General features: G+C 70.2%; 28 protein-coding genes and 1 tRNA gene. 10 read left to right on the forward strand and 19 right to left on the reverse strand.

Annotated elements, in window-relative coordinates:
* The first annotated feature begins 182 nt into the window (after positions 1 to 182).
* Positions 183 to 1,799, forward strand: a complete 1,617-nt coding sequence (locus tag V6S02_RS10695; protein ID WP_336400865.1) for a M28 family peptidase — start codon at positions 183 to 185, stop codon at positions 1,797 to 1,799.
* Between the two features lie 4 nt (positions 1,800 to 1,803).
* Here the strand turns inward: V6S02_RS10695 and V6S02_RS10700 are convergent, their stop codons facing one another.
* Complete coding sequence (locus tag V6S02_RS10700) at positions 1,804 to 2,832, reverse strand: GlxA family transcriptional regulator (protein ID WP_336400866.1); 1,029 nt, start codon at positions 2,830 to 2,832, stop codon at positions 1,804 to 1,806.
* 255 nt (positions 2,833 to 3,087) lie between these two features.
* On the opposite strand from V6S02_RS10700, the gene V6S02_RS10705 reads away from it, so the two are divergent.
* Positions 3,088 to 3,531 carry a hypothetical protein gene (locus V6S02_RS10705; protein WP_336400868.1) on the forward strand — a complete coding sequence of 148 codons (444 nt, stop codon included), beginning with the start codon at positions 3,088 to 3,090 and terminating at the stop codon, positions 3,529 to 3,531.
* On the opposite strand, the gene V6S02_RS10710 is transcribed toward V6S02_RS10705, so the two are convergent.
* Positions 3,518 to 4,720, reverse strand: a complete 1,203-nt coding sequence (locus V6S02_RS10710; protein ID WP_336400869.1) for a glycosyltransferase — start codon at positions 4,718 to 4,720, stop codon at positions 3,518 to 3,520. The two genes, V6S02_RS10705 and V6S02_RS10710, sit on opposite strands and share 14 nt — an antisense overlap.
* 10 nt (positions 4,721 to 4,730) lie before the next feature.
* A complete protein-coding gene (locus V6S02_RS10715; RefSeq protein WP_336400870.1) occupies positions 4,731 to 5,948 on the reverse strand; it encodes a glycosyltransferase in 1,218 nt (405 codons plus the stop codon).
* A gap of 154 nt (positions 5,949 to 6,102) precedes the next feature.
* Between V6S02_RS10715 and V6S02_RS10720 the strand changes: the two genes are divergently transcribed.
* A complete protein-coding gene (locus V6S02_RS10720) occupies positions 6,103 to 6,699 on the forward strand; it encodes a hypothetical protein (RefSeq protein WP_124291857.1) in 597 nt (198 codons plus the stop codon).
* Between the two features lie 195 nt (positions 6,700 to 6,894).
* Here V6S02_RS10720 and V6S02_RS10725 read toward each other — a convergent pair whose 3' ends face one another.
* The 3 genes from V6S02_RS10725 to V6S02_RS10735 form a co-directional block, all read right to left on the reverse strand.
* A complete protein-coding gene (locus V6S02_RS10725) occupies positions 6,895 to 7,755 on the reverse strand; it encodes a hypothetical protein (RefSeq protein WP_336400871.1) in 861 nt (286 codons plus the stop codon).
* A gap of 430 nt (positions 7,756 to 8,185) precedes the next feature.
* Positions 8,186 to 8,758 carry a cysteine hydrolase family protein gene (locus tag V6S02_RS10730; protein WP_336400872.1) on the reverse strand — a complete coding sequence of 191 codons (573 nt, stop codon included), beginning with the start codon at positions 8,756 to 8,758 and terminating at the stop codon, positions 8,186 to 8,188.
* 23 nt (positions 8,759 to 8,781) lie between these two features.
* The gene (locus tag V6S02_RS10735) at positions 8,782 to 9,537 is read right to left on the reverse strand and encodes a potassium channel family protein (RefSeq protein WP_336400873.1); all 756 of its coding nucleotides are present in this window, start codon (positions 9,535 to 9,537) and stop codon (positions 8,782 to 8,784) included.
* A gap of 120 nt (positions 9,538 to 9,657) precedes the next feature.
* On the opposite strand from V6S02_RS10735, the gene V6S02_RS10740 reads away from it, so the two are divergent.
* Positions 9,658 to 11,028, forward strand: coding sequence for a DUF2252 domain-containing protein (locus V6S02_RS10740; protein ID WP_240638689.1), 1,371 nt, complete (start codon positions 9,658 to 9,660; stop codon positions 11,026 to 11,028).
* A gap of 19 nt (positions 11,029 to 11,047) precedes the next feature.
* Here V6S02_RS10740 and V6S02_RS10745 read toward each other — a convergent pair whose 3' ends face one another.
* From V6S02_RS10745 to dnaK, 5 genes are all read right to left on the reverse strand, one after another.
* Positions 11,048 to 11,548 carry a septum formation family protein gene (locus V6S02_RS10745; protein WP_336400874.1) on the reverse strand — a complete coding sequence of 167 codons (501 nt, stop codon included), beginning with the start codon at positions 11,546 to 11,548 and terminating at the stop codon, positions 11,048 to 11,050.
* Positions 11,549 to 11,665: 117 nt separating this feature from the next.
* Positions 11,666 to 12,127 carry a heat shock protein transcriptional repressor HspR gene (locus tag V6S02_RS10750; protein WP_141936367.1) on the reverse strand — a complete coding sequence of 154 codons (462 nt, stop codon included), beginning with the start codon at positions 12,125 to 12,127 and terminating at the stop codon, positions 11,666 to 11,668.
* 14 nt (positions 12,128 to 12,141) lie between these two features.
* Positions 12,142 to 13,134 (reverse strand): DnaJ C-terminal domain-containing protein, encoded by a 993-nt coding sequence (locus tag V6S02_RS10755; RefSeq protein ID WP_124291863.1) that lies wholly within the window; start codon positions 13,132 to 13,134, stop codon positions 12,142 to 12,144.
* A 12-nt stretch (positions 13,135 to 13,146) separates the two neighbouring features.
* On the reverse strand, positions 13,147 to 13,776 hold the full coding sequence (locus V6S02_RS10760; protein WP_336400875.1) for a nucleotide exchange factor GrpE: 630 nt from the start codon (positions 13,774 to 13,776) through the stop codon (positions 13,147 to 13,149).
* A 2-nt stretch (positions 13,777 to 13,778) separates the two neighbouring features.
* Positions 13,779 to 15,650: a molecular chaperone DnaK gene (gene dnaK / locus V6S02_RS10765; RefSeq protein WP_124291865.1), complete on the reverse strand. Its 1,872-nt coding sequence runs from the start codon at positions 15,648 to 15,650 to the stop codon at positions 13,779 to 13,781.
* Positions 15,651 to 15,881: 231 nt separating this feature from the next.
* On the opposite strand from dnaK, the gene V6S02_RS10770 reads away from it, so the two are divergent.
* Positions 15,882 to 17,276, forward strand: a complete 1,395-nt coding sequence (locus V6S02_RS10770; protein ID WP_124291889.1) for an MFS transporter — start codon at positions 15,882 to 15,884, stop codon at positions 17,274 to 17,276.
* 14 nt (positions 17,277 to 17,290) lie between these two features.
* Here V6S02_RS10770 and V6S02_RS10775 read toward each other — a convergent pair whose 3' ends face one another.
* Positions 17,291 to 17,854, reverse strand: a complete 564-nt coding sequence (locus V6S02_RS10775) for a MarR family winged helix-turn-helix transcriptional regulator (protein WP_240638692.1) — start codon at positions 17,852 to 17,854, stop codon at positions 17,291 to 17,293.
* Positions 17,855 to 17,969: 115 nt separating this feature from the next.
* Here V6S02_RS10775 and V6S02_RS10780 point away from each other — a divergent pair, with 115 nt between their 5' ends.
* Positions 17,970 to 18,563 (forward strand): hypothetical protein, encoded by a 594-nt coding sequence (locus tag V6S02_RS10780; RefSeq protein ID WP_336400876.1) that lies wholly within the window; start codon positions 17,970 to 17,972, stop codon positions 18,561 to 18,563.
* A gap of 11 nt (positions 18,564 to 18,574) precedes the next feature.
* Here V6S02_RS10780 and V6S02_RS10785 read toward each other — a convergent pair whose 3' ends face one another.
* Together V6S02_RS10785 and dcd are read right to left on the reverse strand one after the other, a co-directional pair.
* Positions 18,575 to 18,733, reverse strand: coding sequence for a hypothetical protein (locus tag V6S02_RS10785; RefSeq protein ID WP_336400877.1), 159 nt, complete (start codon positions 18,731 to 18,733; stop codon positions 18,575 to 18,577).
* Between the two features lie 61 nt (positions 18,734 to 18,794).
* Positions 18,795 to 19,400 carry a dCTP deaminase gene (dcd, locus tag V6S02_RS10790; protein ID WP_124291891.1) on the reverse strand — a complete coding sequence of 202 codons (606 nt, stop codon included), beginning with the start codon at positions 19,398 to 19,400 and terminating at the stop codon, positions 18,795 to 18,797.
* A gap of 61 nt (positions 19,401 to 19,461) precedes the next feature.
* Between dcd and V6S02_RS10795 the strand changes: the two genes are divergently transcribed.
* Positions 19,462 to 19,535: transfer RNA gene (locus V6S02_RS10795), tRNA-Gly, on the forward strand.
* A 13-nt stretch (positions 19,536 to 19,548) separates the two neighbouring features.
* Entirely contained in the window at positions 19,549 to 20,493 is a 945-nt protein-coding gene (locus V6S02_RS10800; RefSeq protein ID WP_336400879.1) for a DUF5996 family protein, read from the forward strand.
* Here the strand turns inward: V6S02_RS10800 and V6S02_RS10805 are convergent.
* The 3 genes from V6S02_RS10805 to V6S02_RS10815 form a co-directional block, all read right to left on the reverse strand.
* The gene (locus tag V6S02_RS10805; protein WP_336400880.1) at positions 20,447 to 21,127 is read right to left on the reverse strand and encodes a GntR family transcriptional regulator; all 681 of its coding nucleotides are present in this window, start codon (positions 21,125 to 21,127) and stop codon (positions 20,447 to 20,449) included. The genes V6S02_RS10800 and V6S02_RS10805 overlap by 47 nt on opposite strands.
* A 65-nt stretch (positions 21,128 to 21,192) precedes the next feature.
* Positions 21,193 to 22,065 (reverse strand): EamA family transporter, encoded by an 873-nt coding sequence (locus V6S02_RS10810; RefSeq protein WP_336400881.1) that lies wholly within the window; start codon positions 22,063 to 22,065, stop codon positions 21,193 to 21,195.
* Positions 22,066 to 22,078: 13 nt separating this feature from the next.
* On the reverse strand, positions 22,079 to 23,380 hold the full coding sequence (locus V6S02_RS10815) for a serine hydrolase domain-containing protein (RefSeq protein WP_336400882.1): 1,302 nt from the start codon (positions 23,378 to 23,380) through the stop codon (positions 22,079 to 22,081).
* Between the two features lie 66 nt (positions 23,381 to 23,446).
* Here V6S02_RS10815 and V6S02_RS10820 point away from each other — a divergent pair, with 66 nt between their 5' ends.
* Both V6S02_RS10820 and V6S02_RS10825 read left to right on the forward strand, forming a co-directional pair.
* Complete coding sequence (locus tag V6S02_RS10820) at positions 23,447 to 23,755, forward strand: DUF2470 domain-containing protein (RefSeq protein WP_336400883.1); 309 nt, start codon at positions 23,447 to 23,449, stop codon at positions 23,753 to 23,755.
* Positions 23,756 to 23,822: 67 nt separating this feature from the next.
* Positions 23,823 to 24,476 (forward strand): biliverdin-producing heme oxygenase, encoded by a 654-nt coding sequence (locus V6S02_RS10825; RefSeq protein WP_336400885.1) that lies wholly within the window; start codon positions 23,823 to 23,825, stop codon positions 24,474 to 24,476.
* A 3-nt stretch (positions 24,477 to 24,479) separates the two neighbouring features.
* Here V6S02_RS10825 and V6S02_RS10830 read toward each other — a convergent pair whose 3' ends face one another.
* Together V6S02_RS10830 and V6S02_RS10835 are read right to left on the reverse strand one after the other, a co-directional pair.
* Positions 24,480 to 25,844 (reverse strand): ATP-dependent DNA helicase, encoded by a 1,365-nt coding sequence (locus tag V6S02_RS10830; protein ID WP_336400886.1) that lies wholly within the window; start codon positions 25,842 to 25,844, stop codon positions 24,480 to 24,482.
* Entirely contained in the window at positions 25,841 to 26,296 is a 456-nt protein-coding gene (locus V6S02_RS10835; protein ID WP_124291899.1) for a helix-turn-helix domain-containing protein, read from the reverse strand. The genes V6S02_RS10830 and V6S02_RS10835 overlap by 4 nt, the downstream gene beginning before the upstream one ends.
* Positions 26,297 to 26,339 lie beyond the last annotated feature (43 nt).

Consider the following 26,339-nt stretch of genomic DNA (forward strand, 5'->3'; position numbering starts at 1 on the left):
CCCAGGTGGTGAAAACCTGAGTCGTTATGACTCAACTTTACCAGCGCGCCGGTCGCGCGGCAACGGTCTCCGCGGATGAGACCCCTCTCATCTGCGAAGATTCCCCTTCCCCGGCCGCCCCCGCGTCACTACGGTCGGGATGGTCGGCGTCGACGAGGTCGCCGACATCCGAAGGGAGAGCCATGCCGCTCACGAAGCGCAGGATCGCAGCGGTCACCGCCGCCACAGCCGTGATCGCCACCATGGGATTGGCCGCACCGGCCTTTGCCGTACCGGTTGCCGACACGCCCGAGAAGATCGTCAAGGCCGTCAAGATCAGCCAGGTGATGAATCACCTCCGGCAGTTCCAGAAGATCGCCGACGCCAACGACGGCAACCGCGCGTCGGGTCTGCCCGGTTACGACGCATCCGTCGACTACATCGTCAAGGAGCTCACCCGAGCGGGCTACGAGCCCGTCGTCCAGGAGTTCCCCTTCACCTACACCGAGGAGAACAGCGCGCTCAGCCGCCAGGATCCGGCCACGACGTGGGTCGACGGGCAGGACTTCCTCCGCAACGGCTTCGACCCCGCTGCGCCGGAAGGAACGGCCACCGGCGCTCTCGTGCCCGTCGATCTGGTGACACCCTTCCCGGCAGACGGCACGAGCACGAGCGGGTGCGAGGCCGACGACTTCACCGGCTTCCCCGCCGGTGGCGTGGCACTCGTCCAGCGCGGCACGTGCGACTTCGTCGTGAAGGCGCTCAACGCCCAGGCCGCCGGAGCCTCCGCGGTGATCGTGACGAACGACGGCCGTGCCGGGCTCGTCCAGATGAGCGGGGATGCCACGGGCCTGACCATCCCGGCCGTGTTCACGTCGTCTGCGGTCGGCGAGGATCTCGCCGCGACCCCCAGCGCGACCGTCACCGTGACGGTGGACTACTTCTCCGAGGAGCGCATCACCTCCAACGTCTTCGCCGAGACCAACACCGGCGACGACGGGAACGTCGTGATGGCGGGAGCGCACCTCGACAGCGTCCAGGCGGGCGCCGGCATCAACGACAACGGATCGGGCAGCGCTGCGTTGCTCGAGACGGCGATCCAGATGCAGCGCGTGGATCCCACGAACACCGTGCGCTTCGCCTGGTGGGGCGCGGAGGAGGAAGGCCTTCTCGGGGCCGACTACTACGTGTCGAACCTCACGCCGGAGCAGATCGACGACATCGCCCTCTACCTGAACTTCGACATGATCGGCTCGCCGAACCACGTCTATGGCGTGTACGACGGCGACAACTCCAGCGGCACCGCCCCGGAGGGCTTCATCCCCGCCGGTTCGGCGGAGATCGAGGACGTCTTCGAGCAGTTCTACGCCTCGCAGGGCGTGCCGTTCCAGGACACTGAGTTCTCCGGGCGCTCCGACTACGGGCCCTTCATCGCCGTCGGCATCCCGGCGGGCGGCCTGTTCACGGGCGCCGAGGGGATCAAGACCGAAGAGGAGGCGGCTCGCTTCGGGGGCCTCGCCGGCGTGGCGTACGACCCGTGCTACCACCAGCTGTGCGACAACCTCACCGGCGAGGGCCAGGACGAGGTGCTCTACAAAGACCTCGCCCGCTCGGTGAAGAATCGCCTGACGGGCAACGTCAACCGCACTGCGCTGGATGTGAACTCCGACGCGCTGGCATCCGCGATCGTCACGTTCGCGTTCGACACCTCAATCCTCACCGGCGGCGACGGGTCTCAGGGGACCACGGGCGGTCCGTCGACGCCGGGAGGCGGATTCCTCCACGACCACGGCCACCACACCGAGGCGGCAGCGCGCTGACGCCTCAGCCCACGGGCTGAAGGACGGATGCCGCGGCGACGACGTGCGCCGCGGCATCCGTCTCTTTCGTGGTCGAGCTCTCTCGAATGCAGCAGAACCGATCACGGTAGGCGGTCGGGGTGATCCCCAGGGTGCGGGCGAAGTTCTGTCGCAGGACAGCGGCCGATCCGAAGCCGCTCTCCCAGGCGATGCGGTCCAGGCCGAGGTCGGTGGTCTCCAGCAGCCGCTGGGCGTGGATGAGGCGCTGCCGGGCGAGCCACGCCGCCGGGGTGGCGCCGTGGTCGGCCTTGAAGCGCCGCGCGAACGTACGCGGTGACATGTGGGCCTTCGCGGCGAGCTGCTCGACGGTGAGGTCACTGCGGAGGTTGTCGAGCATCCAGTCGGTCACGGGTGCGAGCGACTGCGACGTCGAGATCGGCAGCGGCTTGTCGATGAACTGGGCCTGACCGCCGTCGCGCTGCGGCGGAACGACCATGCGCCGGGCGATCTTGTTGGTCAGCTCCGCGCCGAGTTCCTGCCGGAGGAGGTGCAGGCACGCGTCGATACCGGCGGCTGTGCCGGCGCTGGTGATGATGCGGCCGTCCTGCACGTACAGCACGTCGGGGTCGACCTCGACGGCGGGGAACATCTCGGCCATCGTCGCTGCGTACATCCAATGCGTCGTCGCCCGTCGTCCATCGAGCACGCCGGCGGCGCCGAGCACGAACGAGCCGCTGCAGACGCTCAGGACCCATGCGCCGCGATCGACCGCGCGGCATATGACCTCGATCACGCGCGGGTCGGGGTCACCCCAGTACTCGTGCGGCGTGGGCGAGACCACCACGAGATCGGCCTCGTCGGCGAAACCCAGGTCGGCGTCGACATTGATCGAGAAGCCGAGCTTCGACGGGACGGGGCCCGGTTCGGGCGTCACGACGCGGAAGTCGAAGTTCGGCACGCCGTCCGCCGAGCGATCCAGCCCGAAGGCCTCGCAGGCGACGCCGAACTCGAACGGGGCGAACCCGTCGGTGACGATGCAGGCAACGGTCTTCATTGCAGGTCCCTCCCGTACCACCCTCACGGTATGGCAGAAATCATTCGGATGGTGTCCATTCTGCCACTATTGGCAGGATCACACCAAGCGTAGCTTTTCTGCCATGACACTCCTGATCCTTCTCGCCGCCGCCTCGGTGTGGGGCATCGTCGCCTCCGCGATCGCCGTGCACCGCGACGGCTACCGCCGCGTGCCGACCGACGGCTCCCGACTGCCCTGACCCTAGACTCGGTACCTCGATGAGATGAGGTCGCCGTGTCCTACCCCACTCCCTCCGAGCCCACACCTGCGCCGAGCACCTCACCCGCGGCGTCTGCCGGCGCCTTCGCCCCACCGCCCGGCTACGCACCCGCCGGCGCGGCCCCGGCACCCGGCGGCACTCGCGGCGGCAGGAATCCGTGGGGGCTTGCCGCGATCATCTCCGCCGCCGCCCTGGTGCTGCTCCTCGTGCTGCAGTTGTTCGTGCAGGTGGGCATACTGCTGTCGCAGACCTACGACCTGTTCGGCCCGATCACGGGCATCCTCGGAATCGTCGAGGGGCTTGTGGCCCTCGTCACCGTCGTCCTGGGTCTGGTCGGCCTCTTCCGGCGCGACCGATCGCCCGTGCTCGCGGCGATCGCCCTCGGCGCCGGCGGCTTCGCCCTGCTGAGCGCGGTGCTGTGGAACGTGCTCTACCCGCTCATCCTCAGCGCCGCCTGACCCGGTCGTACACCGCCACCATCGCCGCGGTCCGAGACGATTGCCGGAACGTCTCGGCGATCTCGGGCTGCGGGCGCGGCGCGCGCCCGGCGGCGATGTCGGAGACGGCATCGCGAAGGGTCAGCGCGAACGCGTTCGGCTCGGCGCCGACGCGCCACACCCCCTCGCCGAGCTCGTCGGCGATGTCGGGGTCTGCCACGATCGCCGGGGTGCCCAGCGACGCGGCTTCGAACACCGTCATCCCCTGCGTCTCGAAGCCGATCGAGCTCTGCACCACCGCGTCGGCGGCGGCGAGGCGACGGAGGGTCTCGGCGTAGGGCAGCCGCCCGGCGAAGGTCACACGTGCCGCCGGCCGGCGCCGCGACACGAGTCGTCGCGCCGCGCGGGCCTGACCGCCGCCGCCGATCACGGTCACGTCGGCGGCGACGCCGGAGTCGGCGAGCGCGTCGAGGAAGGGCAGCAGGCGTTTCTCCGGACTCATCCGGCCGACCCACACCAGGCGGGGTCGCAGATGCGCCGGGCGAGGCGGGCCGGCGGCGCCTGCGGCATCCAGCATCTCGTCATCGATGCCGTTCCACACGACGTCGACATGGCGCTGGGGTGCACCACCGGGACGGACGTGATGGGCCATGAGGCGATGGGCGAAGTGCGACGACGGAGCGGTCACCGCCGCGGCGCGTGCGGCGAACCGGCGGAGATAGGCCCACCCGTCCGTTCCGGGCTCCCTCGGCTCGCGCGGGAGGATCGCCCCACTGGCCCACACGTTGAGCGCACGCAGCGCCAGACGGGGGAACGGCGTCGTCGCCGCGATCCCCACGTCGACCCGGTTGTGCATGGTGTGCACGAGCGGCAGCGCGTGACGGGCGGCGAACCGGTGGCCGAGGATCGCACCCCAGAAGTCGCCCTGCACGTGCACGACGTCGACCGGCGGGCGTGCGGCCATCCCGGCATCGATGGCGTGGTCGGCGGCACGCGTGGGAAGTGTCATGCCGTACTCGCGATCGAGGGTGACCGGCACCGACGGCAGGTCGAGGAAGCCGGGGTCGTCGACCCTGCGGGCATGCAGGCGCGGCTGCACGATGGTCACCGTGTGCCCGGCGCGCTCGAGGAATCGTCGCTGCAGCCTCATCGACACCTGCGCACCCCCGGAGGACTCGACGTGCTGGTCGCCGAACATCACGATGTGCACGCGGGGCGCCTCACTGGGGGATGGGCTCGCCGCGGTACAGGGCCTCGAAGGTGTCGAGGGTGCGGCCGATGTCGTGGACGACCACCCCGTCGAGCGAGGCCTGCTGCATGCGCTGCCGCTCCTCGGGGGTGGCGGTGAGGACGGCCGTGAGCCGGTCGGCCATCTCGGCGACGTTCCCCGGCTCGAACAGGTAGCCGTTCTCGCCGTCGTGCACGAGGTGAGGGAGCGCGACGGCGTTGGCCGCGACGACCGGCAGGCCCGAGGCCATCGCCTCCATCGTGGCGATCGACTGCAGCTCGGCGATCGAGGCGATCGCGAAGACGCTCGCCCGCGAGTAGATCGCCCGAAGATCCTCCTCCGACGCATGCCCGTGGAAGGTGACGCGATCGGCCAGCCCCAGCTGGGCGGTGAGGTTCTCGAGGTTCTTGCGCTGATCGCCGCCGCCGACGATGTCGACCGAGACGTCGAGGGCCGGATCGAGCGTCGCGACCGCGTTCAGCAGCACGTCGATGTGCTTCTCGCTCGTGAGGCGACCGACGAAGAGCACACGATTGCGGTCGCGCGGCGTGAGGTCGGGGGCGTAATTCGACCGGTCGATGCCGCAGCTGATGGGGATGACGTTCTGGATCTCGATCGTCGACTCGAGGAAATCGGCGGCGCGGCGGGTGGGTGTCGTGACCGCACGGGTCATCTGGAACGTGCGCCGCGCATCGGCCCACGCGAGCTTCAGCACCACCTTGTTCATGGCGTCGGGGAGCGTGGTGAAGTCGAGGATGTTCTCGGCCATCACATGGTTGGTGGCGATGATCGGGATGCCGCGCTTGCGCGCCTCGCGCGACAGTCCGCGACCGATCACGATGTGCGACTGGATGTGCACCACGTCGGGCTTGACCTCGTCGAGCACCTGTCGGGCGTAGTGCTTCGACCGCCAGGGCCAGACGAAGCGCAGCCAGTCGTGCGGAGGCCAGCGCACCGAGGGCAGGCGATGCACCGTCATCGGCTCACCCTCGATCACCTCGGTGTGGGCGGGGCTCTTGCGGTAGGCGCTGTTGGGGGCGATCACGTGCACGTCGTGGCCGCGGGCCACGAGGCCGGCGGCCAGGCGCTCGGCGAACCGGGCGGCACCGTTGATGTCGGGAGCGAAGGTGTCGCAGCCGATGAGGACCCGGAGCGGTCGCTTCTCGGCGTCGGAGCGTGTGGGGTCATCGGGCGTCGCGGGGGTGGTCACGGGAGGTGTGCCTGTTCTCTGCGGCGGAAGATGGCGCCGCGCAGGGTCGCGCGGCGGTCCCACTCTAATCGAGGCGGGGCATTCCCCCGAGGAGTGGGGCTCGGGCGGTGCGTGCGTCGAGGATTTGCGCAGGCCGCGCGCCTACCCTGGGGGCATGCCTCGACTCCAGGCCGATGCCTCCCCCGACCGCTGGGTTCCCGTCACCGGTTCGCTCGGATTCCGCGGGCGTCGCCATCGCAAGGCGGCGATCCGGATGCTGCTGGGCCAGGCCAATCGGGCGATGGGCGCCGAGGAGCGCCCCGGAAGCCGCGGGATGGCCTGGATGATGAGTCAGGCGGCACCGCTGCTGATGCGTCGCGCAGACGGCCGGCTTCTGATCTGGGTGTGGAAGGCCGATCCCGAGCTCGTCGTCCTCATGGCTCAGCTGCAGGAGCTCACCCCGCAGCTGCGCACCGCGCGGGCGATGATGCCGATCGAGTACGACGACACCGAGTCGTTCTCGAACCCCCATCTGGGTGTCGGCGAGCGCCTGGTGATGGCGCTTCCGCCCGAGCCTCGCACTCCCCCGTTCGCCACCTACACGTGGGACACCGGCACCCACCTCGTCACGCTGACGGCGGTGTGCTCCGACCGGGAGCGCGTGGGGACGGTGATCCCCTTCGTGGATGAGGTGGCCCGCAGCATCCGTGTCATCGATGACCTGACGATCGACGGCTCTCCCGAGGTCCTGCGCATCGAGCCGCGCGCCTGACGGGCCGCGCTCCGGCCCCCGCCCCACGCACGCGCGACCCGTCGATTCCTGCGGCCCACGCGCGCGCGGGCCCACGATTCTTGACGGGTCGTGTCTACCCGTCTCCGCGCCCACCAACCCCCGCGCTCGCGACCCGTCGATTCCTGCGGGCCACCCCCCGCCGGACCGACGATTCCTGACCGGTCGCGCAGCCGGTCATCCGGGCCGCCATCCGCGATCCCGGAGAGCGTCGGACACTCGGCTCAGCACGAGGCTCAGCCGGATGCCACGGTGCTCTCTCGTCACGCGGATGTGACGCCAACCGAGCCGCGCGAGGGCGTCGAGTCGCTCGATGTCGCGGTAGTACTGCCCGTCATCGGTGCGGTGGTGGTCGCCGTCGTACTCCAGCCCGACGCGGTACTCCGGGTAAGCCAGATCGAGGATCGCGACGAGCCGGCCGGTTTCGTCGTAGACGGGGTGGTTCACCACCGGTTCCGGCAGTCCGTGCCCCGCGGCGTCGAGGCGCAGCCGGGTCTCGCGCGGAGAGTCGGTGCCATGGCGCACCAGCGCCTCCGCCTCCCTCAGCCGCTTCGCACCGCGGCGGCCGCTCCACTGCGCAGTGGCACGCCGAAGTTCCTCCCGATCAGCGACCGGGTTCTGGCGTCGGACCAGCGCATCGCCGACGATGACGAGCTCTCGGACGGAGTGGTCCGAGGCGAGCTGACACCAGGCGTCGACGGGGTGCACCGCGGGCACTCCGGCCGCGGCGCCGATGCGGACGGAACGATCGGTGATCTGATGTCCGCGCACGCCACGGGCCCGCATACGGGCGAGGGGTGCACGAGAGCAGACGTCCACCATCGCGGACGCGCCGCCGATCGCGTCGGCTCCGACGAGTGCGAGCGCAGCGAGGTGGCTCACCGCGTCACCGTCGCGAAGCCTCGGTGCCACCGCGCGCACGCGCTCGACGAACGACGATGCTCCGCGCGTGAAGGTACGCACGCCCTGGAACGGCGCGTCGAGGTCGCGCGCACGAAGTCGACCCGGCGACGCTCCCTCACGAAGCGCCTCGGCCACCGAGAACGGTTTGCCGACAAGGGCTGAGGGTAGAGGCTTCGGATGCGGCATCGCCCCAGCATCCCGCTGCCTGGAAGCCGGATGACGCGTCGAATCGTGCCGGTGGACAACCCGCCGATTCGCCTCTCTGTGCAGGAGTCGACGAGCACCTGGCGGCGCTGCGTGACCCGTCACCTTCTGCCGCTGAGCCACCAAGCAGGCCGCAGAAATCGACGGGTCGCCCGCGCGGGGTGCTCAGGGAAGATGAGCGGCCGCGCGGGCATCGGCCGCGCGGTGCGAACGCGACCCGTCAAGAAGTGCGGCCCGATGAGCGCAGCACCCGCAGGAATCGACGGGTCGCGAGGAGGGGGAGGTGTGGGCGGGGTCGCGAGATGCGGGTGTGGCGCGGACGCGGGGACGCGCGGACGCGGGGGCGCGGACGCCCGGGCGGTCAGGCGGGGGTGCGAAGCGCCGCGACCACCTCGGCGACCGGCTCGACCCGCGCGTACGCGCTCGCGAGCGCGGCGAGGAACGCCGCGTGCACGTCGGCTCCGCCGACGGCGACTCCGCCGAAGGCCAGGTCGGGCGCGGCGCAGGCATCGGCGGCGACCGTCACCTTCCAGCCCAGATCGGATGCCGCGCGCACACTGGCGTCCACGCACATGCTCGTCATCATCCCGGCGATGACGATCGGGGCGCCGACGTGAGCGGTGAGCGCCTCGCCGAGCGGGCCGCCGTGGGAGGACGCGCCGTGGAACGCGTTCGGGTGATGCTTGACGACGACCGTCTCGTCGCCCTCGGGGGCGACCCGCGGGTCGATCTCGGCTCCCGGAGTCCCGGCTTCGAGGAAGCTCCCCGAACCGGATGACTCGTGGCGCACGTGCACGATCGGAAGCCCGGCCTCGCGGAAGGCCGTCAGAAGCTCCGCGGCGCGCTCGGCTGCGGCATCCGGATCCACCAGGGGGAAGCGTCCGCCGGGGAAGTAGTCGCGCTGGATGTCGATGAGGACGAGGACCGGGGCCATCGACCCAGCCTAGGTGCGCGGGGTCATCGCGCGGGCGGGTCGCCGAGCTTGGCGCTCACCGCGGCCAACTGCTGGGCGAGCTCGCGCACCTGCCCACGCGTGGCCGGCTCGGTGTCGTCGCCGACGGTCGCCGCCGCGCGCTCGATCACCCACGACGACACCGTCGCCGTCACGACGCCGACCACCGCGATCCCGCCGCACATCAGCAGCACCGCCACGACGCGGCCCCACCAGGTGACGGGATAGAAGTCGCCGTAGCCGACGGTGGTGATGGTGACGAAGGCCCACCAGACCGCGTCGCCGAAGTTCTCGATGTTGGCGCCGGGGGCTCCGCGCTCGGCCTCCAGGACGGCGAGCGCGGCGATCCAGATGAGGATCGCGGCCGCTCCGGCGCCGTAGATCGCCACACGGTTGCGGATGGCGGATCCCGCCGTGCGCTGGAGCGCCTTGACGACGGTCAGCGCGCGAAGGAGCCGCAGCGGCCGAAGCGCCGGGATCACGACGACCGCGAGGTCGAACAGGTGACCTCGGAACCACTTCCCGCGCGGATCCGCCAGGGCCAACCGCACGACGTAGTCGACCGCGAAGACGACCCATGTGACCCCGATGACGACCCGTGCGACGGCGTAGGCCGGCCCCTGCACGTCGGCGATCACCTGCCACGAGTACACGACGATGAAGACCAGCGACGTGATGATCAGCGGCCAATAGGTGAGTCTCTGCCATTGATCGGCGGTCAACGCCCGGGTCGCGGGTCCGCCGGTCGATGTGACGCTCACGGCACGACAGTAACGGCGGCGATCGGCCTCGGCCGGGAGCGCACGCCGGTGCTGGCGGCGTGCGCTCCCATCCCGTACCGTCTGATCAGGCGGTGATGCCGCCGGGTGAGAGGAGGCGCCGTGCCTCGAGATCCGTGGATGCCACCCCCGGGCCTGTCCGCCCACACGGCGGAGGGCAAGATCGAGCGGGGTCGGACGCCCCGTGGCGCGCTCTCCCAGCTCGTGGCCACCGGCCGAGACCCGATGGCCGTCCTCGATGCCCAAGACGTCGATCGCGTGCCGGAGCTCGTGCCGCTGCGCACCGCCCGCATGGGGGCGAGTCCTTTCGCGTTCTACCGGGGAAGCGCAGCGATCATGGCCGACGACCTGTCGCGCTGCCCGAGCACGAGCATCCTCGTCGCCTCCTGCGGCGACGCGCACCTGTCGAACTTCGGCCTCTACGGGTCGCCCCAGCGCACGCTCGTGTTCGATCTGAACGATTTCGACGAGTCGGCCTGGGCTCCCTTCGAGTGGGATCTCAAGCGCCTCGCCACCAGCGTCGTCATCGCCGGCCGCGCGACCTCGCGCGACGACGCCGTCGTCGAGGATGCGGCGCGGCAGGCCGTCCGCACGTATCAGCGGGGGCTCCGCACCGCCGCCAAGCGGTCTCCGCTCGAGCGGTACTTCGACCGCTTCGACGCGCTCGGTGCTCGCCTTTCGACCGATCCGGAGACGGCGGCGGTCGTCGAGCGCGCGGTGCGATCGGCGCAGAAACGCACCGGTTCCCGTGCCGCGCGCAAGCTGACGACGACCGATGAACACGGCCGCGTGACGCTCCTCGACGATCCCCCGGTGATGACCCATCTCACCGCCGGCGACGAGGAACGGGCATGGCGGGTCCTCGACGAGTACCGGCTGTCGGTCAATGTCGACATCCGGCTCCTGCTGCAGAAGTACGCGATGGCCGACGTGTCGGCTCGGGTGGTCGGCGTCGGCAGCGTCGGCACGCGCTGTCTGCTGATCGCGCTCCAAGACGGCGACGGCGATGTGCTCCTCCTTCAGGGGAAGGAGGCCGGCGAGAGCGTGCTCGTGCAGTACGGGCGCGTGACGCAGCCCGAGGCGGTCACGACCTTCATCGACACCTATGGCAACGGAGGGCGGGTGGTCGCGCTCCAGCGCATCCTGCAGGCGGTGTCCGATCCTTTCCTCGGTCATATCCGCCGATCGCCGTCCGGCGCGCGGCGCGACTTCTACGTGCGGCAGTTCCACGACATGAAGGGCGGCTTCGACGCCGAGGCGATGGAGGACAAGCCGTTCCGCTGGTACGCCATGGCGTGCGCGGCGACACTGGCGCGCGCCCACGGGCAATCACCGACGGGGGCCACCGCCGCCGGCTACGTCGGGGGCGGGCGGCGGTTCGAGGACGCCGTGGTGGAGTGGGCGTACGCCTACGCCGATCTGTCGTACGAGGACTGGGAGGAGTTCCGCCGCCACCGCGGCACCGAGGAGTGAGTGGGCGCAGCCCGCGCGATCAGCGCGCGGTGCCCTCGGCCGATCCCTCGGTCGGACCCGACGGGTCGGACAGGATGCAGATGATCTCGCGATCGCCGTCTCCCCACGACTGCTCGGACGGGTCGATCGAGTCTGCGATGAACACCGATTCCTCGTAGGAGATCCCGACGAACGGCTCGAAAGCAGACAGACACCCTTCCTCCGCAGCCGCGTCGACGGCCTCGGCGCCCGGCCACTCTCCGTCGGGCATGTCGAAGAGATGGAAGACCTCGTAGTCGTGCGACTCGCCGCAGGGGACCACCGGCAGCTGATTGATCTCGGTCTCGGTCACCTCGGTGAAGCAGTCCCCCACCGCGATGGCGAACACGTCGGCGTTCCCGCCTTCGACGACCTCCTGCGACTCCTCGTCCCGCTCCACGGTGGAGGGAGCGGTGAAGCTCACGCATCCGGAGAGAGCGACGGCGAGGGTGCCGACGGCACCCGCGGCGAGAAGACGGTGGATGAGGCGTGAGGTATGCATGGAACTTTCGGGGACGTGTGAGGACAGGACGAACGCCGAGATCGATCTCGGCGCGGGCCTCAGCCTAGAAGGCGCGCGCTCACGCCCGCGAGTCGGCGGCACCCCCGCGCGTGTCGGCTAGGCCGATTCGTCCTGAGCGCCCGGAGAGAGCGGATGACGCGGGCGCCAGACCACCAGCTCGGTGGCGCGGCGCACGCGCGTGCCATGGCGCAGGGTGACGACCGAGCCGGTCGCGCCCGCCGCGAAGACCCGCGCCCCCGGGCGTGACTGGCGCTCGATCTCGAGTTGCTGCTCGAGGTCTCGGACGCGCCGGGTGAGGTCGTGCACGCGCTGTTCGAGGGAGATGAGCCGCGCGATCGCGGGGAGGCTCATACCGTCGGCGGACAGCCGCGCGACCTCGCGCAGCTGCTCGACGTGGCGGAGCGAGTAGCGGCGGGAACCGCCCTGCGTGCGGGCGGGGACGACGAGACCGAGCCGGTCGTACTGGCGCAGCGTCTGCGGGTGCATGCCCGACAGCTCCGCCGCCGCGGCGATGGCGAAGATCGGCGCGTCACCGTCGATGTCGACGTGGTCCGTCATCCGTCCCTCCCGTGTCAGCCGCGCGCCTTGGCCATGAGGTCCGCCCGCGGGTTCTCCTTCGGCTCCACCTCGTGGAAGCGTTCGAGCGCTTCGCGCGCGGCGCCCTCGAGGTGGGAGGGCACGACCACCTGCACCTCGGCGAGCAGGTCGCCGGTGCCCTTCTGCGTCGAGACACCGCGTCCCTTGACGCGCAGCACGCGTCCCGAGGGGGTGCCCGGCGCGACACGCAGCTTCACCGGGTCGCCACCGAGCGTCGGGACCTCGATCGTGGCGCCCAGAGCCGCCTCGGTGAAGGTCACCGGAACCACCACGCGCAGGTTCAGTCCCTCACGGGTGAACACCGGGTGGGGGCGCACCGTCACCTGCACGACGATGTCGCCGCTTTCGCCGCCGTCGGGAGAGGGACGTCCGCGACCGCGGAGGCGGATGCGCTGCCCGTCGGCGACGCCGGCGGGGATCTTCACCTTGAACGGCTTGCCGTCCTCGCCCTGGAGGGTGATGGTCTCGCCCTTCGTGGCGGTGACGAAGTCGATGGTCGTGCGCGCCGTGACATCCGACCCGCGGGTCGGGCCGCCGAAGCCGCGGAAGCCGCCGGTGGGCTGCCCGAACCGACCCGAGCCGAAGCTGCCTCCCTGCTGCTGGTTGAACATCGCGAAGATGTCGTCGAAGTCGGCCGACTCGTAGCGCCCACCCCCGCGGCTCTGACCGAACGCGCTGAAGACGTCTTCGAACCCGCCGGCGCCCGGGCCGCCCGCAGTGAAGCGCGCGCCCGAGCCCATGGCCCGGATCTGGTCGTACTCGGCACGCTGCTCGGGGTCGGAGAGCACCGCGTACGCTTCGCTGATCTCTTTGAACTTCGCCTCGGCCGCAGCATCCCCCGGCTTGGAGTCGGGGTGATACTGCCGCGCGAGCTTGCGATAGGTCTTCTTCAGATCGGCGTCGGAGACCTCCTTGGAGACCCCCAGCACCTTGTAGAAGTCCTTCTCGAACCAGTCCTGGCTGGCCATGGCGTCTCCGGCCTACTCTGCCGGCACCGCGACGACGACCTTCGCCGGACGCAGCTCGGTCGAGCCCAGCCGGTAACCCGTCTCGACCACCTCGAGGATGGTCGCCTCGGTCGCGCCGGGGGTCGGCTGCTGGAAGATCGCCTCGTGGTGCTGGGGGTCGAAGGCCTCGCCGGCGGCGCCGTACGCCTCCACGCCCATGCGCTCGACGACAGCCCGCACCTTGTCGGCGATGGCGGCGAAGGGCGTGCCCTCGACGAGATCGCCGTGCTTGGCGGCACGGTCGAGGTCGTCGAGCACGGGGATCAGGCCTTTGGCGGCGGCCCCCTTGGCACGCTCGATCTCGATCTCGCGCTGGTCCTCGGTGCGGCGGCGGTAGTTGGCGTACTCCGCCTGCAGGCGCTTCAGGTCGGTGAGAAGCTGCGACTCCAGAGCCTCGACGCGGTCGGCGACGGCGTCGGTGTCATCCGCTGCCGCCGCATCGGCGGACTGGGCGGCGCTGAGGATGTCGTCGACGGTGAAGTCGCCGTCCTCTGCGCTCGCTGCGTCCGCCGACGCGTTCGGTGAGGCGTCTGCCGACTCGGGCGCCGAACCGTCCTCGGGGTCAGGCCCGGGAACCGTGGGGTCGTCCTTGTCTTTCGCCATGGTTACTTCTTGTCTTCCTCGTCGTCGATGACCTCGGCGTCGACCACGTCCTCATCGTTCGACGGCTGGTCGCCCGCGGGCGCACCCTCGCCACCGGCGGCGGCACCGTCGGCCTGCGGCGCGGCCTGGTTCGCCGAGTAGATCGCCTCGCCGATCTTGCCCTGCGACTGCGACAGCTTCTCGAACGCCGACTTCACCGCGTCGTCGTCGTCACCGGCGAGCGCGGTCTTCAGCGCATCGACGTCGGCCTGGACCGACTCCTTGACGTCGGCGGGCAGCTTGTCGTCGTTGTCCTTGATCAGCTTGTCGACCGAGTAGGCGAGCGTCTCGGCCTGGTTTCGGACCTCCGCGGCCTCACGGCGCTTCTTGTCCTCCGCCGCGTGCTCCTCGGCCTCGCGCACCATGCGCTCGATGTCGTCCTTCGGCAGCGACGAGCCGCCGGTGATCGTCATCGACTGCTCCTTGCCGGTTCCCTTGTCCTTCGCCGAGACGTGCACGATGCCGTTGGCGTCGATGTCGAAGGTGACCTCGATCTGCGGGATGCCCCGGGGAGCCGGCGCGATGCCGGTGAGCTCGAACGTGCCGAGCGGCTTGTTGTCGCGGGTGAACTCGCGCTCGCCCTGGAAGACCTGGATCGCGACCGACGGCTGGTTGTCGTCGGCGGTCGTGAAGGTCTCGCTCCGCTTGGTCGGGATGGCGGTGTTGCGCTCGATGAGCTTGGTCATGATGCCACCCTTGGTCTCGATGCCGAGGCTCAGCGGGGTGACGTCGATGAGCAGGACGTCCTTGCGCTCGCCCTTCAGCACACCGGCCTGCAGGGCTGCGCCCACGGCGACGACCTCATCGGGGTTCACACCCTTGTTGGGCTCCTTGCCGGCCTCGCGCTGGACGAGCTCCGACACGGCGGGCATACGGGTCGAACCGCCGACGAGCACGACGTGGGCGATGTCGGCGACCTTGATGCCGGCCTCGCGGATGACATCCTCGAACGGCTTCTTGGTGCGGTCGAGGAGGTCCTTGGTGAGGTCCTCGAACTTCGCGCGGGTGATCGTCTCCGACAGCGAGACGGGGCCCGAGTCGGTCAGCGACAGGTAGGGGAGGTTGACCGAGGTGCTGGTCGAGGAGGACAGCTCCTTCTTCGCCTGCTCGGCGGCCTCCTTCAGTCGCTGCAGGGCGATCTTGTCGCCCGAGACGTCGACACCGGTGGTGTCCTTGAACTGCTTGATGAAGTACTCGACCAGACGCTGGTCCCAGTCGTCACCGCCGAGACGGTTGTCACCGGCGGTGGAGCGCACCTGGATGGTGGAGAAGTCGTCGTCCTTGCCCACCTCGAGGAGCGAGACGTCGAAGGTACCGCCACCGAGGTCGAAGACGAGGATGAGCTCGTCCTCCTTGCCCTTGTCCAGGCCGTACGCGAGGGCGGCGGCGGTGGGCTCGTTGATGATGCGCAGGACGTTCAGACCCGCGATCTCGCCGGCCTCCTTGGTGGCCTGACGCTCGGCGTCGTTGAAGTACGCCGGCACCGTGATGACCGCGTCGGTCACGGTGTCGCCCAGGTACTGCTCGGCGTCGCGCTTGAGCTTCTGCAGGATGCGGGCCGAGATCTCCTGCGGCGTCCACTTCTTGCCGTCGACCTCGAAGGTCCAGTTCGTGCCCATGTGGCGCTTGACGCTCGAGACGGTGCGGTCGACGTTGGTGACCGCCTGACGCTTGGCGGTCTCGCCGACGAGGATCTCGCCGTCCTTGGTGTAAGCGACCACCGAGGGGGTGGTGCGGAAGCCCTCGGCGTTCGCGATCACCTTGGGCTCGCCGCCCTCCAGCACCGCGACGACGGAGTTCGTCGTTCCGAGGTCGATACCAACAGCACGTGCCATGTGTGTTTCTCCTTTTCACGGGGCCGAGAGCCTCGACCCGGGGCGTTGTCATGAAGTCTTCTCGCGGGCGGTCCCCCAACGTGCTGAGGGGTTGAGCCGCGATGACTCAAGACTACGCGGCGGGGCGATCGGCGTCAAATGAAGTTGATATGTGATGGCTCAACTTCGAATGTCGCGGTGCGGCGGTTTCGCTTCTTCCCCCGTTCACCGAAGGGCCCTAGCGTGACGGACATGACCGCACCCGCCGAGGGCGTGCCGCCCGCCACCGCCGACAGTGCCGCCATCCCTGTGATGGGGCTGGATCTGCGGGAGGACACCTCCGCGCCGCGGCGTCAGATCTACGCGTGGGCGCTGTGGGACTGGGCGACACAGCCGTTCAACACGGTCATCCTCACCTTCATCTTCACCGCCCTGTATCTCACGACCGACGCGTTCCTGCCGGCCGACGTCGCCGCCCTCCCCGACGATGCGCCGGCCAAGGAGGCCGCCCTCGCCGACCTGGCGGTGGGCCTGGGGTGGGGCGGGACGATCGCGGGTCTGCTCATCCTCGCGATCGCACCGATCCTCGGGCAGCAGGCCGATGCCCGCGGGCGACAGAAGCTGTGGCTCGGAATCGGCACCGGCGCGCTCATCCTCTGCATGTTCGGGCTGTGGTTCGTCGAACCTGCGCCGGCGTACTTCTGGCTGGGTGTCGCGCTCATCTCCGCCGGCACCGTGTTCGGCGAGATCGCGGCGGTGAACTCCAACGCGATGCTCATCGGCATCGCCAGCCGCAAGACGATCGGCCGGGTGTCGGGACTCGGATGGGGCTTCGGCTACCTCGGCGGCATCATCGCCCTGGTGCTGGTGGTCGTGTTCTACAGCGCCGACTGGTTCGGCATCTCCGACGCCGACGGCCTGCCGTTCCGGATCATCGCCGTGGGGTGCGCGATCTGGGCGATCGTCTTCTCGATCCCGATCTTCCTCGCCGTCCCCGAGCCCTCCGCGGGGCGCCCCGAGCGGAAGGTGGGGTTCTTCGCCGCGTACGGTCTGCTCATCCGAGACGTCATCGGCCTGTACCGGAACCCGGGAACACGCCAGACGTTCTGGTTCCTCCTCGCCAGCGCCGTCTTCCGCGACGGCCTGGGCGGCGTCTTCGCATTCGGGGCCGTCATCGCCGCCCAGGTGTTCGGGTTCGAGTTCCTCGACCTCGTCATCTTCGGCGTCGCCGCGAACCTCATCGCGGGGGTGTCGACCATCATCGCCGGGCGTTTCGACGACCGATTCGGGCCCAAGTCGGTGATCGTCTTCTCGCTGAGCGGCATGGTGGTCGCGGGGCTCGCCGTCTTCTTCCTCGTCGACGCCGGAACCACGGTGTTCTGGATCGGCGGACTCGTGCTCTGCGCATTCGTCGGCCCCGCGCAGGCGGCCGCGCGGTCCTTCCTCTCGCGCGTCACTCCGGCGGGCCGAGAGGGCGAGATCTTCGGGCTCTACGCCACGACCGGACGCGCGGCGAGCTGGATGGCGTCGGCGATGTGGTCGGTGTTCATCATCATCGGAGGCGTGACCGCGTTCGGCATCCTCGGAATCGTGCTCGTCCTGCTCGTCGGGCTCCTGCTGCTCCTTCCCGTGCGCGCCCCGCGCTGACAGGCGGGCGGGACTCAGCCGTTGAGGTTGTCAGCGAGTTTCGCGAGAAGGCGCGCAAGCTCGGTGCGCTCGGCCTCGGTGAAGCTCTCGAGGGCCTGGGCGATCGCCTCGCGCCGCTCGCCGCGGAATCCCCGCACGACCCGTCGCCCGGCATCGGTCACGGCGACGCGGGTGCGCCGGGCGTCGTCGGGGTCGGCCTCGCGTCGCACCAGATCGAGCTGCACGCACTGCTGCACCAGGCGCGACGCGCGGGGCTGGTCGACGTCGATCGCCTCGCCGATCTCTCCGACGCTCAGCGGATGCGTCGCCGCGACGAGCGCCTCGAGCAGGCGCAGGCGCGCAGGTCCGCCGAAGTGCGGGGAGGCGCCCTCGGGGCCGGGCGCCGCCGGGCGCCGGTGGCCGTGCGGTCCCCGCTCCGACCAGGGATGCCGCGGGCCGGCGCCTTCGGTGTCGCCGCGCCCTGCCCAGGGCGGTCCGCCACGCCGGGGGCGGAGCCGGGCGAGGGCTGCGGCGATCTGATCGGCGGCGGCGATCCGGTCCGCGGGGTCGGGCGACGTGTCGGGGGGCGGATCGCTCACCCGGTCAGAATACATGCCTCTTGACATGTATTCGGGATACATGTCACACTGCATGTACATGCCAAATGACATACAAAATCGCGTCGCCGTCGGCGACGCTGTGAGAGGACACCCCATGAACACCGAATCACCCGACACCCCCGACACACCCGACCGGCCGCTCGGCTTCTGGCTGCGCGCGACCGATGCCCTGATCTCCCAAGAGGTCGACGCCGCGCTCGCGGCCCATGACGCCGACCGGCGCGAATGGATGGTGCTGAACGTGCTCGCAGGAGAGATCGACGCACGCGGATTCCGCGACCGTCTCGCCCGCAAGCCGAAGATGCTCCGCCATCTCGCCGACCGCGGGCTCGTCGCGCGCGAGGGCGATGACTGGGCCTTGACGGCCGAGGGTCGCGCACGACGCGACCTGCTGGCCGAGACCGTCGCCGGGATCCGGGCCCGCGTCGCCGGCGCCGTCTCCGCCGAGGACTACCGGACGACGATCGCCTCCCTCGAGGCGATCGCGCGCGAGCTCGGATTCTCCGAGGACGACCCTCGTCCGTGGCGCGGCACGCCGCGGCATCCGCGTCACCGCTTCGGCCTGCGCCCGTTCGTTCCCGGCGAACCGCGCCCCGGCGAGGGAGGCGGCCCCGGGCCGCGCTTCGGCGGCAATCCCCACCACGGCTTCCGCGGTGCCGGGCCCCGACCCGACGCAGACGCGGTCTGACCGACGCCGGATCAGGTCTGTCGGCGGATGAAGCGCATCAGGTAGGCGATGACGCCCAGCACGAGCAGGACGATTCCGAGCCAGAGCAGGAACTTCACCGCCTCGACGAACACTCCGAGGAGCAGCAGGACGATTCCGACGATAAGGAGGATGAGTGCGAGTGCGGGCATACGTCCAGCGTGACCCGCCTGCCTCCCGGCGGCAAAGGGTTGACAGCGGGTCCCGTGGCGTTCAGGCGCCGCGGGCTCCGGCGTCGGTGGCGCCGACGTCGGTCACGTGGAAGTTCAGGTGCGAGCGCGACGCCGTCGGGCCCCTCTGACCCTGATAGCGGTTGCCGTAGGGGCCCGACCCGTAGGGGGTCTCGGTGGGCGAGGAGAGCCGGAAGAAGCAGAGCTGCCCGATCTTCATGCCCGGCCACAGCTTGATCGGCAGGGTCGCGACGTTCGACAGCTCGAGGGTCACATGCCCGGTGAATCCCGGGTCGATGAAGCCGGCGGTGGAATGCGTGAGCAGACCCAACCGCCCCAGCGACGACTTCCCCTCCAGGCGCGCGGCGATGTCGTCGGGCAGGCTCACCTGTTCGAAGGTCGCGCCGAGCGCGAACTCACCCGGGTGCAGGATGAACGGCTCAGCGGGGTCGACCTCGATGAGGTGGGTGAGGTCGGGCTGGTCCAGTGCCGGGTCGATGAAGGGGTACTTGTGGTTGTCGAAGAGCCGGAAGTAACGGTCCAGCCGCACGTCGACGCTCGAGGGCTGCACCATCGCGGGATCCCACGGCGCCAGACCGATGCGTTCGGCGTCGATCTCGGAGCGGATGTCGCGGTCGCTCAGCAGCACGCGGATCAGACTATCGCTGCCGCTGGTGTTATCCTTGCGAGGCGCTTCGGGCGCACCCTCCGGGGGTGTAGTTCAATGGCAGAACATCAGCTTCCCAAGCTGAGAGCGCGGGTTCGATTCCCGTCACCCCCTCCACCGAAGGCTCGACATGTTCGACAGTGACCTCCCGTACGAGGACTGGCTTGCGACCAAAGAGACCGTCCATCGGTTCGCCCAGATCGTGGGCAAGCTCCGCCTGTCGCTGAGCGTCCGACGCAATCACTGGTGGAACGTCCCCTTCCACCTCACGGCCTCAGGCATCACCACCCGCCCGATGGGCACGGAGCCCACCTTCGCCGTCGATCTCGACTTCCTCGACCACCGGGCCCTCGTCACGACCACCTCCGGAGATCGCGCCTCCTTCGGGCTCGCGGGCCGGAGCGTGGCGACGTTCCATGCCGAGTTCGTGCGAGTGCTCGACGGCTTCGGCATCGACACCTCGGCCATCCGCGAGGCCGCGCCCTTCGATCTCCCCGACGCCGACCGCCGCTTCGCCGATGACACGGAGCACGACGTCTACGACCCGGCAGCCGCAACCCGGTACTTCCGCACGCTGAGCGACGCCGGACTCACGCTGGAGGAGTTCGCGGCGCGGTTCTCGGGCAAGACCAGCCCGGTCCACCACTTCTGGCACACCTTCGACATCGCCCTCACCCGCTTCGCCGATGTCTCGGTCGAGCACGGCGCCGAGACCGACCCCGTCACGCGGGAGGCGTACTCCCGTGAGGTGACCAGTTTCGGCTTCTGGTTCGGGGACGCGCAGGTGCCCTACCCCGCGTTCTACGCCTACACCTCGCCCGAACCCGAGGGTTTGGCGGCGACACCGCTGCCGGCGGGCGCGGAGTGGGCGTCGCGAGGCTCCTCGCATCTTGCGATCTACCCGCTGCGCGCAGCCCGCGCGACAGGGGATCCCCGGGCTGCGGCCCTGGACTTCTTCGAGACGGCCTACCTCGCCGGCGCGAGGCTGGCGGGCTGGGACATCGAGCGCTACCGGTGCGTCGACGGCGTCACCGATCCCCATCTCTCGGCGTCGGCGGGCGCGCCTCGGCACTGACCGGCAGCGTATGCCAGGTCTCGTAGGCCATCGCGGCCGCGGCGGCGGCATCCTGCTTCTCGCACAGCGCGATGAAGCGCTCGTGGCGCTCCGCAGCCGCCGGCGCGTCACTGCCGAAGCGCAGGCGCTCGGCGCGGCGGACGATCGGACCGAACTGCTCGAGCACGGTCACGACGGCGGCATTCCCGAGCACCTCGATGGGAACGGCGTGCAGCTCGTCGTCGGCGTCGAGGGCTGCCGAGACGTCGCCGCGCTCCGCCGCGGCGGTGAAACGGCGATTGGCGTCGCGCATGCGGGCGATGTCGGCCGGAGTGAGCCGCCCCACCGTCTCGCGGACGGCGAGTTCGTGCATGGCGGCGACGACGTCGCGCGCATCGCGGAGCGCGGACTGCTCGATGGGACTCACGGTGGTCGAGCGACCCGGCTGCGACACGACCAGTCCGCTGCCGCTGAGTCGCAGCAGCGCTTCGCGCACCGGGGTGCGGCTCACGCCGAGCCACGCGGCGAGGTCGCCGTCCTTCAGCTGCTCGCCGGGTTCGAAGGTGCCGTCGACGATGGCGTCACGGAGGCGCCGGTAGACGTCATCGCGGAGCAGGCTGCGCGGAAGCGACGAGGAGGCGGGAGGGATCGGCACCTGACATATTGCACACAGTGTGCGGCCTGGCCGCAACCGCGTCCCTCCCGTGCGTCGGCCTGCTGCTAGGGCAACGGCTCGGCTGTCTTGCGCGCAGCGCGTGCCGACGACCGCACCGCCCCGATGCTCGCCGCGATCACGAGGGCGATGCCGACGAGCTCGAGCCAGGCGAGCTCCTGACCGAGCAGGAGGAAGCCTGCCAGGGCGGCGGTGGCCGGGGCAAGGCTCATGAGGATGGCGAAGGCCGCCGCCGGGAGCCGGCGGAGGGCGATGAGCTCGAGCGCGTAGGGGATCGTCGACGACAGCACCGCCACCGCCGCTCCGAGCGCCAGGAGATCCCACCGGAGGAGCGCCGACCCGGCATCCCAGATCCCGAGCGGCAGCATCACGATTGCGCCGACGGCCATGGCGATCGCCAGCCCGTCGAGCCCTCGGAACTCGCGCCCGACGCGTGCCGACGCGAGGATGTAGAACGCCCAGCTCGCTGCGGCGCCCAGCGCGTAGAGCACCCCGATGGGATCGAGCCGGTCCCATCCCCCGCCGCCGAGCGCGACCACCCCCGCGAAGGCCAGCACCGCCCACAGCCATGCCGAGGCGCGCTGGGAGGCGACGATCGACAGGATCAGGGGGCCGAGCACCTCGATCGTGACCGTCACCCCGAGGGCGAGGCGTTCGAGCGCGAGGTAGAACAGCCCGTTCATGAGGGCCAGCACCAGACCGAACAGGATGACGGCGCGCCACGCCGCGCGCGAATGCCCGCGGAGCGCGGGGCGGGCGATCGCCAGCAGCAGCACCGCCGAGAAGGCCAGTCGCAGCAGCACCATGCCGAGGGGCCCGACCTGCGGGAACAGCAGCACCGCGATCGAGGCACCCACCTCCTGGCAGGCCAGGCCCGCCACCACGAGGAGGACGGCGGGGCTCGGAGCCCGGGTGCTCACGAGACCGGCGCGGTCACGGGAGGGGGCAGATCGCGTTCTGGGCGATGGCGTCGCGCTGCTGCTCGGGAGTCCAGGGCAGACCCGCCTCGGGTGCAGTCTGCCCCGACGCGGCGGGCGCCTTCGACGCGATCGCCGCGAGCTGCCAGGCCAGGAACGCCCCGATCCCGTCGGCGGCGCGCGAGTTGTTCAGCGAGACGGCGACGGTGAGTCCGGTCTGCGGGTCGGCGAAGGTGGCGGTGATGTACCCGGGGGTCGAGCCGTACTGGCCGATCATCGACCCCGCCTGGACGACGCCGCCGGCGGTGGTCTGCCACGACGGTGCCCCGTCGTACGGCGGCAGCGGGGCGTCATAGCGCTCATCGGTGTCGATTCCGAGGGCGTTGGCGGCCAGTCCCTGCGCGTAACGACCGAGATCGTCGATGGTCGTGACGACGCCGGCGTCGGTCCAGCCGAAACTCGCCGAGGCCTCGGTGATGTTCAGCGGCTCCGCGCAGTTGACGCCGCCTTCGACATCGGGCGACCAGAGCCCGTCGAGCACGGGACCCTCGGCTGCGGGTGCAGAGGCCGACGCGCCCGGCAGGCGGGTGCCGGCCAGGTCGAGCGGATCGAAGACCTCGTCCTGCAGCACCTCGGCCGCGGAGCGACCGGTCACCCGTTCGAGAACGAGCCCGGCGAGCAGGTACCCCGAGTCGGAATCGCGGAACGCGGCGCCGGGCGTCACGTCGGCGGTCGTGCCGACACCGTATCCGGCGAGCTCCCGCGGGTTCCAGACGCGGTCTGGCGTGGTGAGGAAACTGCTCTGCAGGCGCGGTGCGTAATCTCCCAGGCCCGAGGTGCCGTCGCACAGCTGCTCGACGGTGATGTCGGCGAGGCCGGCGAAGCCCGAGACGTAGTCGGTGATGGGCGCGTCGAGGTCGATCAGTCCCCGCTCGGCGACGAGGTAGACCGCGTCGCAGGTCATGGCACGGGTCACCTGTCCGGCACGGAAGGCGCTGTCGGCGGAGGTCTCCGCGCCCCCGGGTGCGGTGGTTCCGACGCCTGACACCCACGATCCGCTCCAGGGCGCCCAGACGCCCACGACGGCGCCGGATGACCCGGTGGCGGCCATCGCGAAGGTCACCGCGTCCTGCAGCTGGGTGACCATCTCGTCAGGAAGGGAGCCTTCGACCTGGGCGGGCACGTCGATCGGCACCGTGTCGTCGGGGGAGCAGGCCGTCACGCCGATGGCGACCGCACCTGCCACAACCGTCGCGAGGGCGCCACGAAGAGCGCGCGATCGATCCGAACGCAGCCGCATGTCACCCCCCAGGAGCATCGTCGTCCTCGAGAATCTAAGCACACGAGGGCTGTGTGATCGCCCCGCGTCGTAGGGTGGTCAGCTGTGACCCACCGGTTCGACGACGCCACCGTCGCGGCGATCCTCCGCCATATGAACGACGACCACCGTGACGACAATCTGCTGATCGTGCGCGCGTTCGGCCCGTCGGGCGCGTACCGGACGGCACGGATGACCGGGCTCGACGGCGCCGGAGGCGAGTGGATGGCGCAGACCGACGCGGGCGACGAGGTCGCGGTGCGCGTGGACTGGCCCGGCGGCGCGATCACCGAGCGCCCCGAGGTGCGGCGCGAGATCGTGGCGCTGTACGACGAGGCGTGCCGTCGCCTCGGCGTCACGCCTCGACCGCACTGAGCGAGGAGCGTTGCAAAGCGCCGATCGGCGCTGGTTAGGTGACCCTAAGTCGCCTATGATGAGGCGCATGGCCGACCCCATCCCGTTCTCGGCGGCGCTGCGCGAGCGCTCCAGCAGCGCGCACTCCTCGAGCGAGCGCTCCGGTTTCATGGCCGACCTCATCGAGGGCGCCGGAACCCGCGAGGACTACGTCGCACTGGTGGCCCAGCACTGGTTCATCTACGAAGCGCTGGAATCGGCCGCCGAGCGGATGCGCCGCGACCCCGTGGCATCCGTCTTCATCTCCGACAAACTGACCAGGCTCCCCGCCCTCGAATCAGACCTCGCCTTCCTGCTCGGCGCCGACTGGCGAGACCGCATCAGCCCGCTGCCGACGACGCGGGCCTACGTGGAGCGCATCCGGCAGGTCGGGGCCACCTGGCCGGGCGGTTTCGTGGCGCATCACTACACGCGCTACCTCGGCGACCTGTCGGGGGGTCTCTTCATCGGGCGCCTCATGGCGCGGCGCTTCGGCTTCGAGACCAACGGCATCGGCTTCTACCTCTTCGACGAGATCGCCGACCCCCGCGGGTTCAAGGAGGTCTACCGCGAGCAGCTCGATGCCGCCCCCTGGGATGCCAACGAACAGGAGCGCGTCATCGACGAAGTGCTGCGCGCGTATCGCTACAACACCGAGCTGTTCGACGACCTCGCCGCCGCGAAGGCGGAAGCCGTCGCCTGAGGGTCAGGATGCCGCGGGGCGGCGGACGTGCTCGTGCATCCACCGGGCGACATCCGGGTCCACGCGGATGTCGCTCGGCCGGAGAGGTCGCGACAGGTAGAGCCCGTCGAGAGAGGTGAGTCTCGACAGGGCAACGTAGGTCTGGCCGGGTGCGAACGCGCCCGAGCCGAGATCGATCACCGCGCGGTCGTAGGTCTTGCCCTGCGACTTGTGGATCGTCACCGCCCACGCCAGCCGCAGCGGGAACTGCGTGAACTCGGCGACCACCTCGCGGGTGAGCGTACGGGACCCGGCGTTGTAGGCGTAGCGGAACCTCTCCCACACCGCGGGTTCGACATCGAACTCCTGACCGTCGACCTCGACGCGCACGGTGCCGCCGGCGATGCGGGTGACCGTGCCGATCGTGCCGTTGACCCAGCGCGGCGGGTCGCCGTAGCCCTGGGTGTCGTTGCGCAGGAACATCACCTGCGCCCCCACCTTGAGCTTCAGCTCGGTGTCGGCGGGGTAATTAGCCTCGCCCCGCCCGAAGTCGCCGTTGATCTCGGCGACCGCGGTCTGCTCGCGGCCGACGAGCTCGGTGAGGTGCCGGCGGTTGATGTTGTTGACGATGTCGTTCCGTGTGGCGAGCGTGATGATGGGGTGCTCGCCGTCGTCGGGGTGCGGGGGCGTTCGGGCACCGGTGTCGTTGAGCACCTGGGCGATGTCGGCGGTGACACGTCCGTGACGGACGGCGTTCAGCATCGCCTTGAACGCGGGGTCGGCCTGCCGGTGGATCTCGGCGAGCTCGCGCACATGCAGAGAGGCGCCGTACGCGCCGAGCTCCATGAGTCCGTCACCGGCGACCTCGCCGGTCCACACCTTGGCGTCGAAGAACCAGAACGAGCGGTAGTGGTCGCGGATGTAGCGCATCTCGTCGCCGCGGGGCGGCACGGGAGCGAGCTGATACGGGTCGCCGAACATGACGATCTGCACGCCCCCGAAGGGCTCGGCGCGTCGACCCCGCGCCTGACGGAGGGCGCGATCGATGCCGTCCATGAGGTCGGCGTTGACCATCGAGATCTCGTCGATGACCAGGGTGTCGATGGCGTTGAGGATGCGCCTGGTCGCATCGGACTGGTCGAGGTCGGTGTTCGCGATGAGCCCGATCGGAAGCCGGAACAGCGAGTGGATCGTCTGACCCTCGACGTTCAGCGCGGCGACTCCGGTCGGCGCGCAGACCGCGATCTGCTTGGCGGTGTTCCACGCCAGGTGCTGCAGCAGCGTGGACTTGCCCGTCCCGGCGCGGCCGGTGACGAAGACGTGGTCGCGGGAGTCCTCGATGAGCCGGAACAGCGCCTCCTGCTCGGCGGAGAGCGCGGGCGTGGTCACCGGTTCATGGTAGACGGATGCCGCGGCTCCATGACGTCGGCGACGCTCGGCCAGCGCTTCGTGCCGGCCACCACACCCGTGACGATCTCGCGGAAGCGCGGACACGTGGAGATGTCGTGCGCTTGACAGCGCAAGGCGTGCTCGGTCATGAGGCGCGACCGCTCCATCTCGGCCATCCGCGCGGCGAGATCGGCGAGGTGCGCCTCGAGGACGCGGTGGCGCTCGGGCGCCCGATCGTCCAGGAGCACCCGGATCTGCTCCAGCGACATCCCCGCCCACTTGCCGCGCAGGATCACGGCGATGCGCACCAGATCGTCGTCGCTGTAGCGACGGCGGCCGCCGCTGTCGCGTGCCGGTGCGAGGAGACCGGCGTCCTCCCAGTGCCGCAGGACGTGGGTGGGCAGCGAAAAGCGCGCCGCCGCGTCGCCGATGGCCAGACCGCTTGACTTCATGTCGACATGAAGTCACACGATGAGGTCTGACGCAACCCCATCT

It is taken from the genome of Microbacterium sp. CCNWLW134 (genome assembly GCF_037083565.1).
Classification (GTDB): Bacteria; Actinomycetota; Actinomycetes; order Actinomycetales; family Microbacteriaceae; genus Microbacterium.

Bases quoted from the DNA above. Each gene is read 5' to 3' on its own strand.
- V6S02_RS10750 (WP_141936367.1), bottom strand. From the start codon at position 12,127: ATGACGGACCACGTCGACATCGACGGTGACGCGCCGATCTTCGCCATC.
- V6S02_RS10745 (WP_336400874.1), bottom strand. From the start codon at position 11,548: ATGCATACCTCACGCCTCATCCACCGTCTTCTCGCCGCGGGTGCCGTC.
- V6S02_RS10755 (WP_124291863.1), bottom strand. From the start codon at position 13,134: ATGGCCAGCCAGGACTGGTTCGAGAAGGACTTCTACAAGGTGCTGGGG.
- V6S02_RS10700 (WP_336400866.1), bottom strand. From the start codon at position 2,832: ATGAAGACCGTTGCCTGCATCGTCACCGACGGGTTCGCCCCGTTCGAG.
- V6S02_RS10800 (WP_336400879.1), top strand. From the start codon at position 19,549: ATGTTCGACAGTGACCTCCCGTACGAGGACTGGCTTGCGACCAAAGAG.
- dnaK (WP_124291865.1), bottom strand. From the start codon at position 15,650: ATGGCACGTGCTGTTGGTATCGACCTCGGAACGACGAACTCCGTCGTC.
- V6S02_RS10815 (WP_336400882.1), bottom strand. From the start codon at position 23,380: ATGCTCCTGGGGGGTGACATGCGGCTGCGTTCGGATCGATCGCGCGCT.
- V6S02_RS10825 (WP_336400885.1), top strand. From the start codon at position 23,823: ATGGCCGACCCCATCCCGTTCTCGGCGGCGCTGCGCGAGCGCTCCAGC.
- V6S02_RS10730 (WP_336400872.1), bottom strand. From the start codon at position 8,758: ATGGCCCCGGTCCTCGTCCTCATCGACATCCAGCGCGACTACTTCCCC.
- V6S02_RS10760 (WP_336400875.1), bottom strand. From the start codon at position 13,776: ATGGCGAAAGACAAGGACGACCCCACGGTTCCCGGGCCTGACCCCGAG.
- V6S02_RS10785 (WP_336400877.1), bottom strand. From the start codon at position 18,733: ATGCCCGCACTCGCACTCATCCTCCTTATCGTCGGAATCGTCCTGCTG.
- V6S02_RS10720 (WP_124291857.1), top strand. From the start codon at position 6,103: ATGCCTCGACTCCAGGCCGATGCCTCCCCCGACCGCTGGGTTCCCGTC.
- V6S02_RS10770 (WP_124291889.1), top strand. From the start codon at position 15,882: ATGACCGCACCCGCCGAGGGCGTGCCGCCCGCCACCGCCGACAGTGCC.
- V6S02_RS10780 (WP_336400876.1), top strand. From the start codon at position 17,970: ATGAACACCGAATCACCCGACACCCCCGACACACCCGACCGGCCGCTC.
- V6S02_RS10835 (WP_124291899.1), bottom strand. From the start codon at position 26,296: ATGAAGTCAAGCGGTCTGGCCATCGGCGACGCGGCGGCGCGCTTTTCG.
- V6S02_RS10695 (WP_336400865.1), top strand. From the start codon at position 183: ATGCCGCTCACGAAGCGCAGGATCGCAGCGGTCACCGCCGCCACAGCC.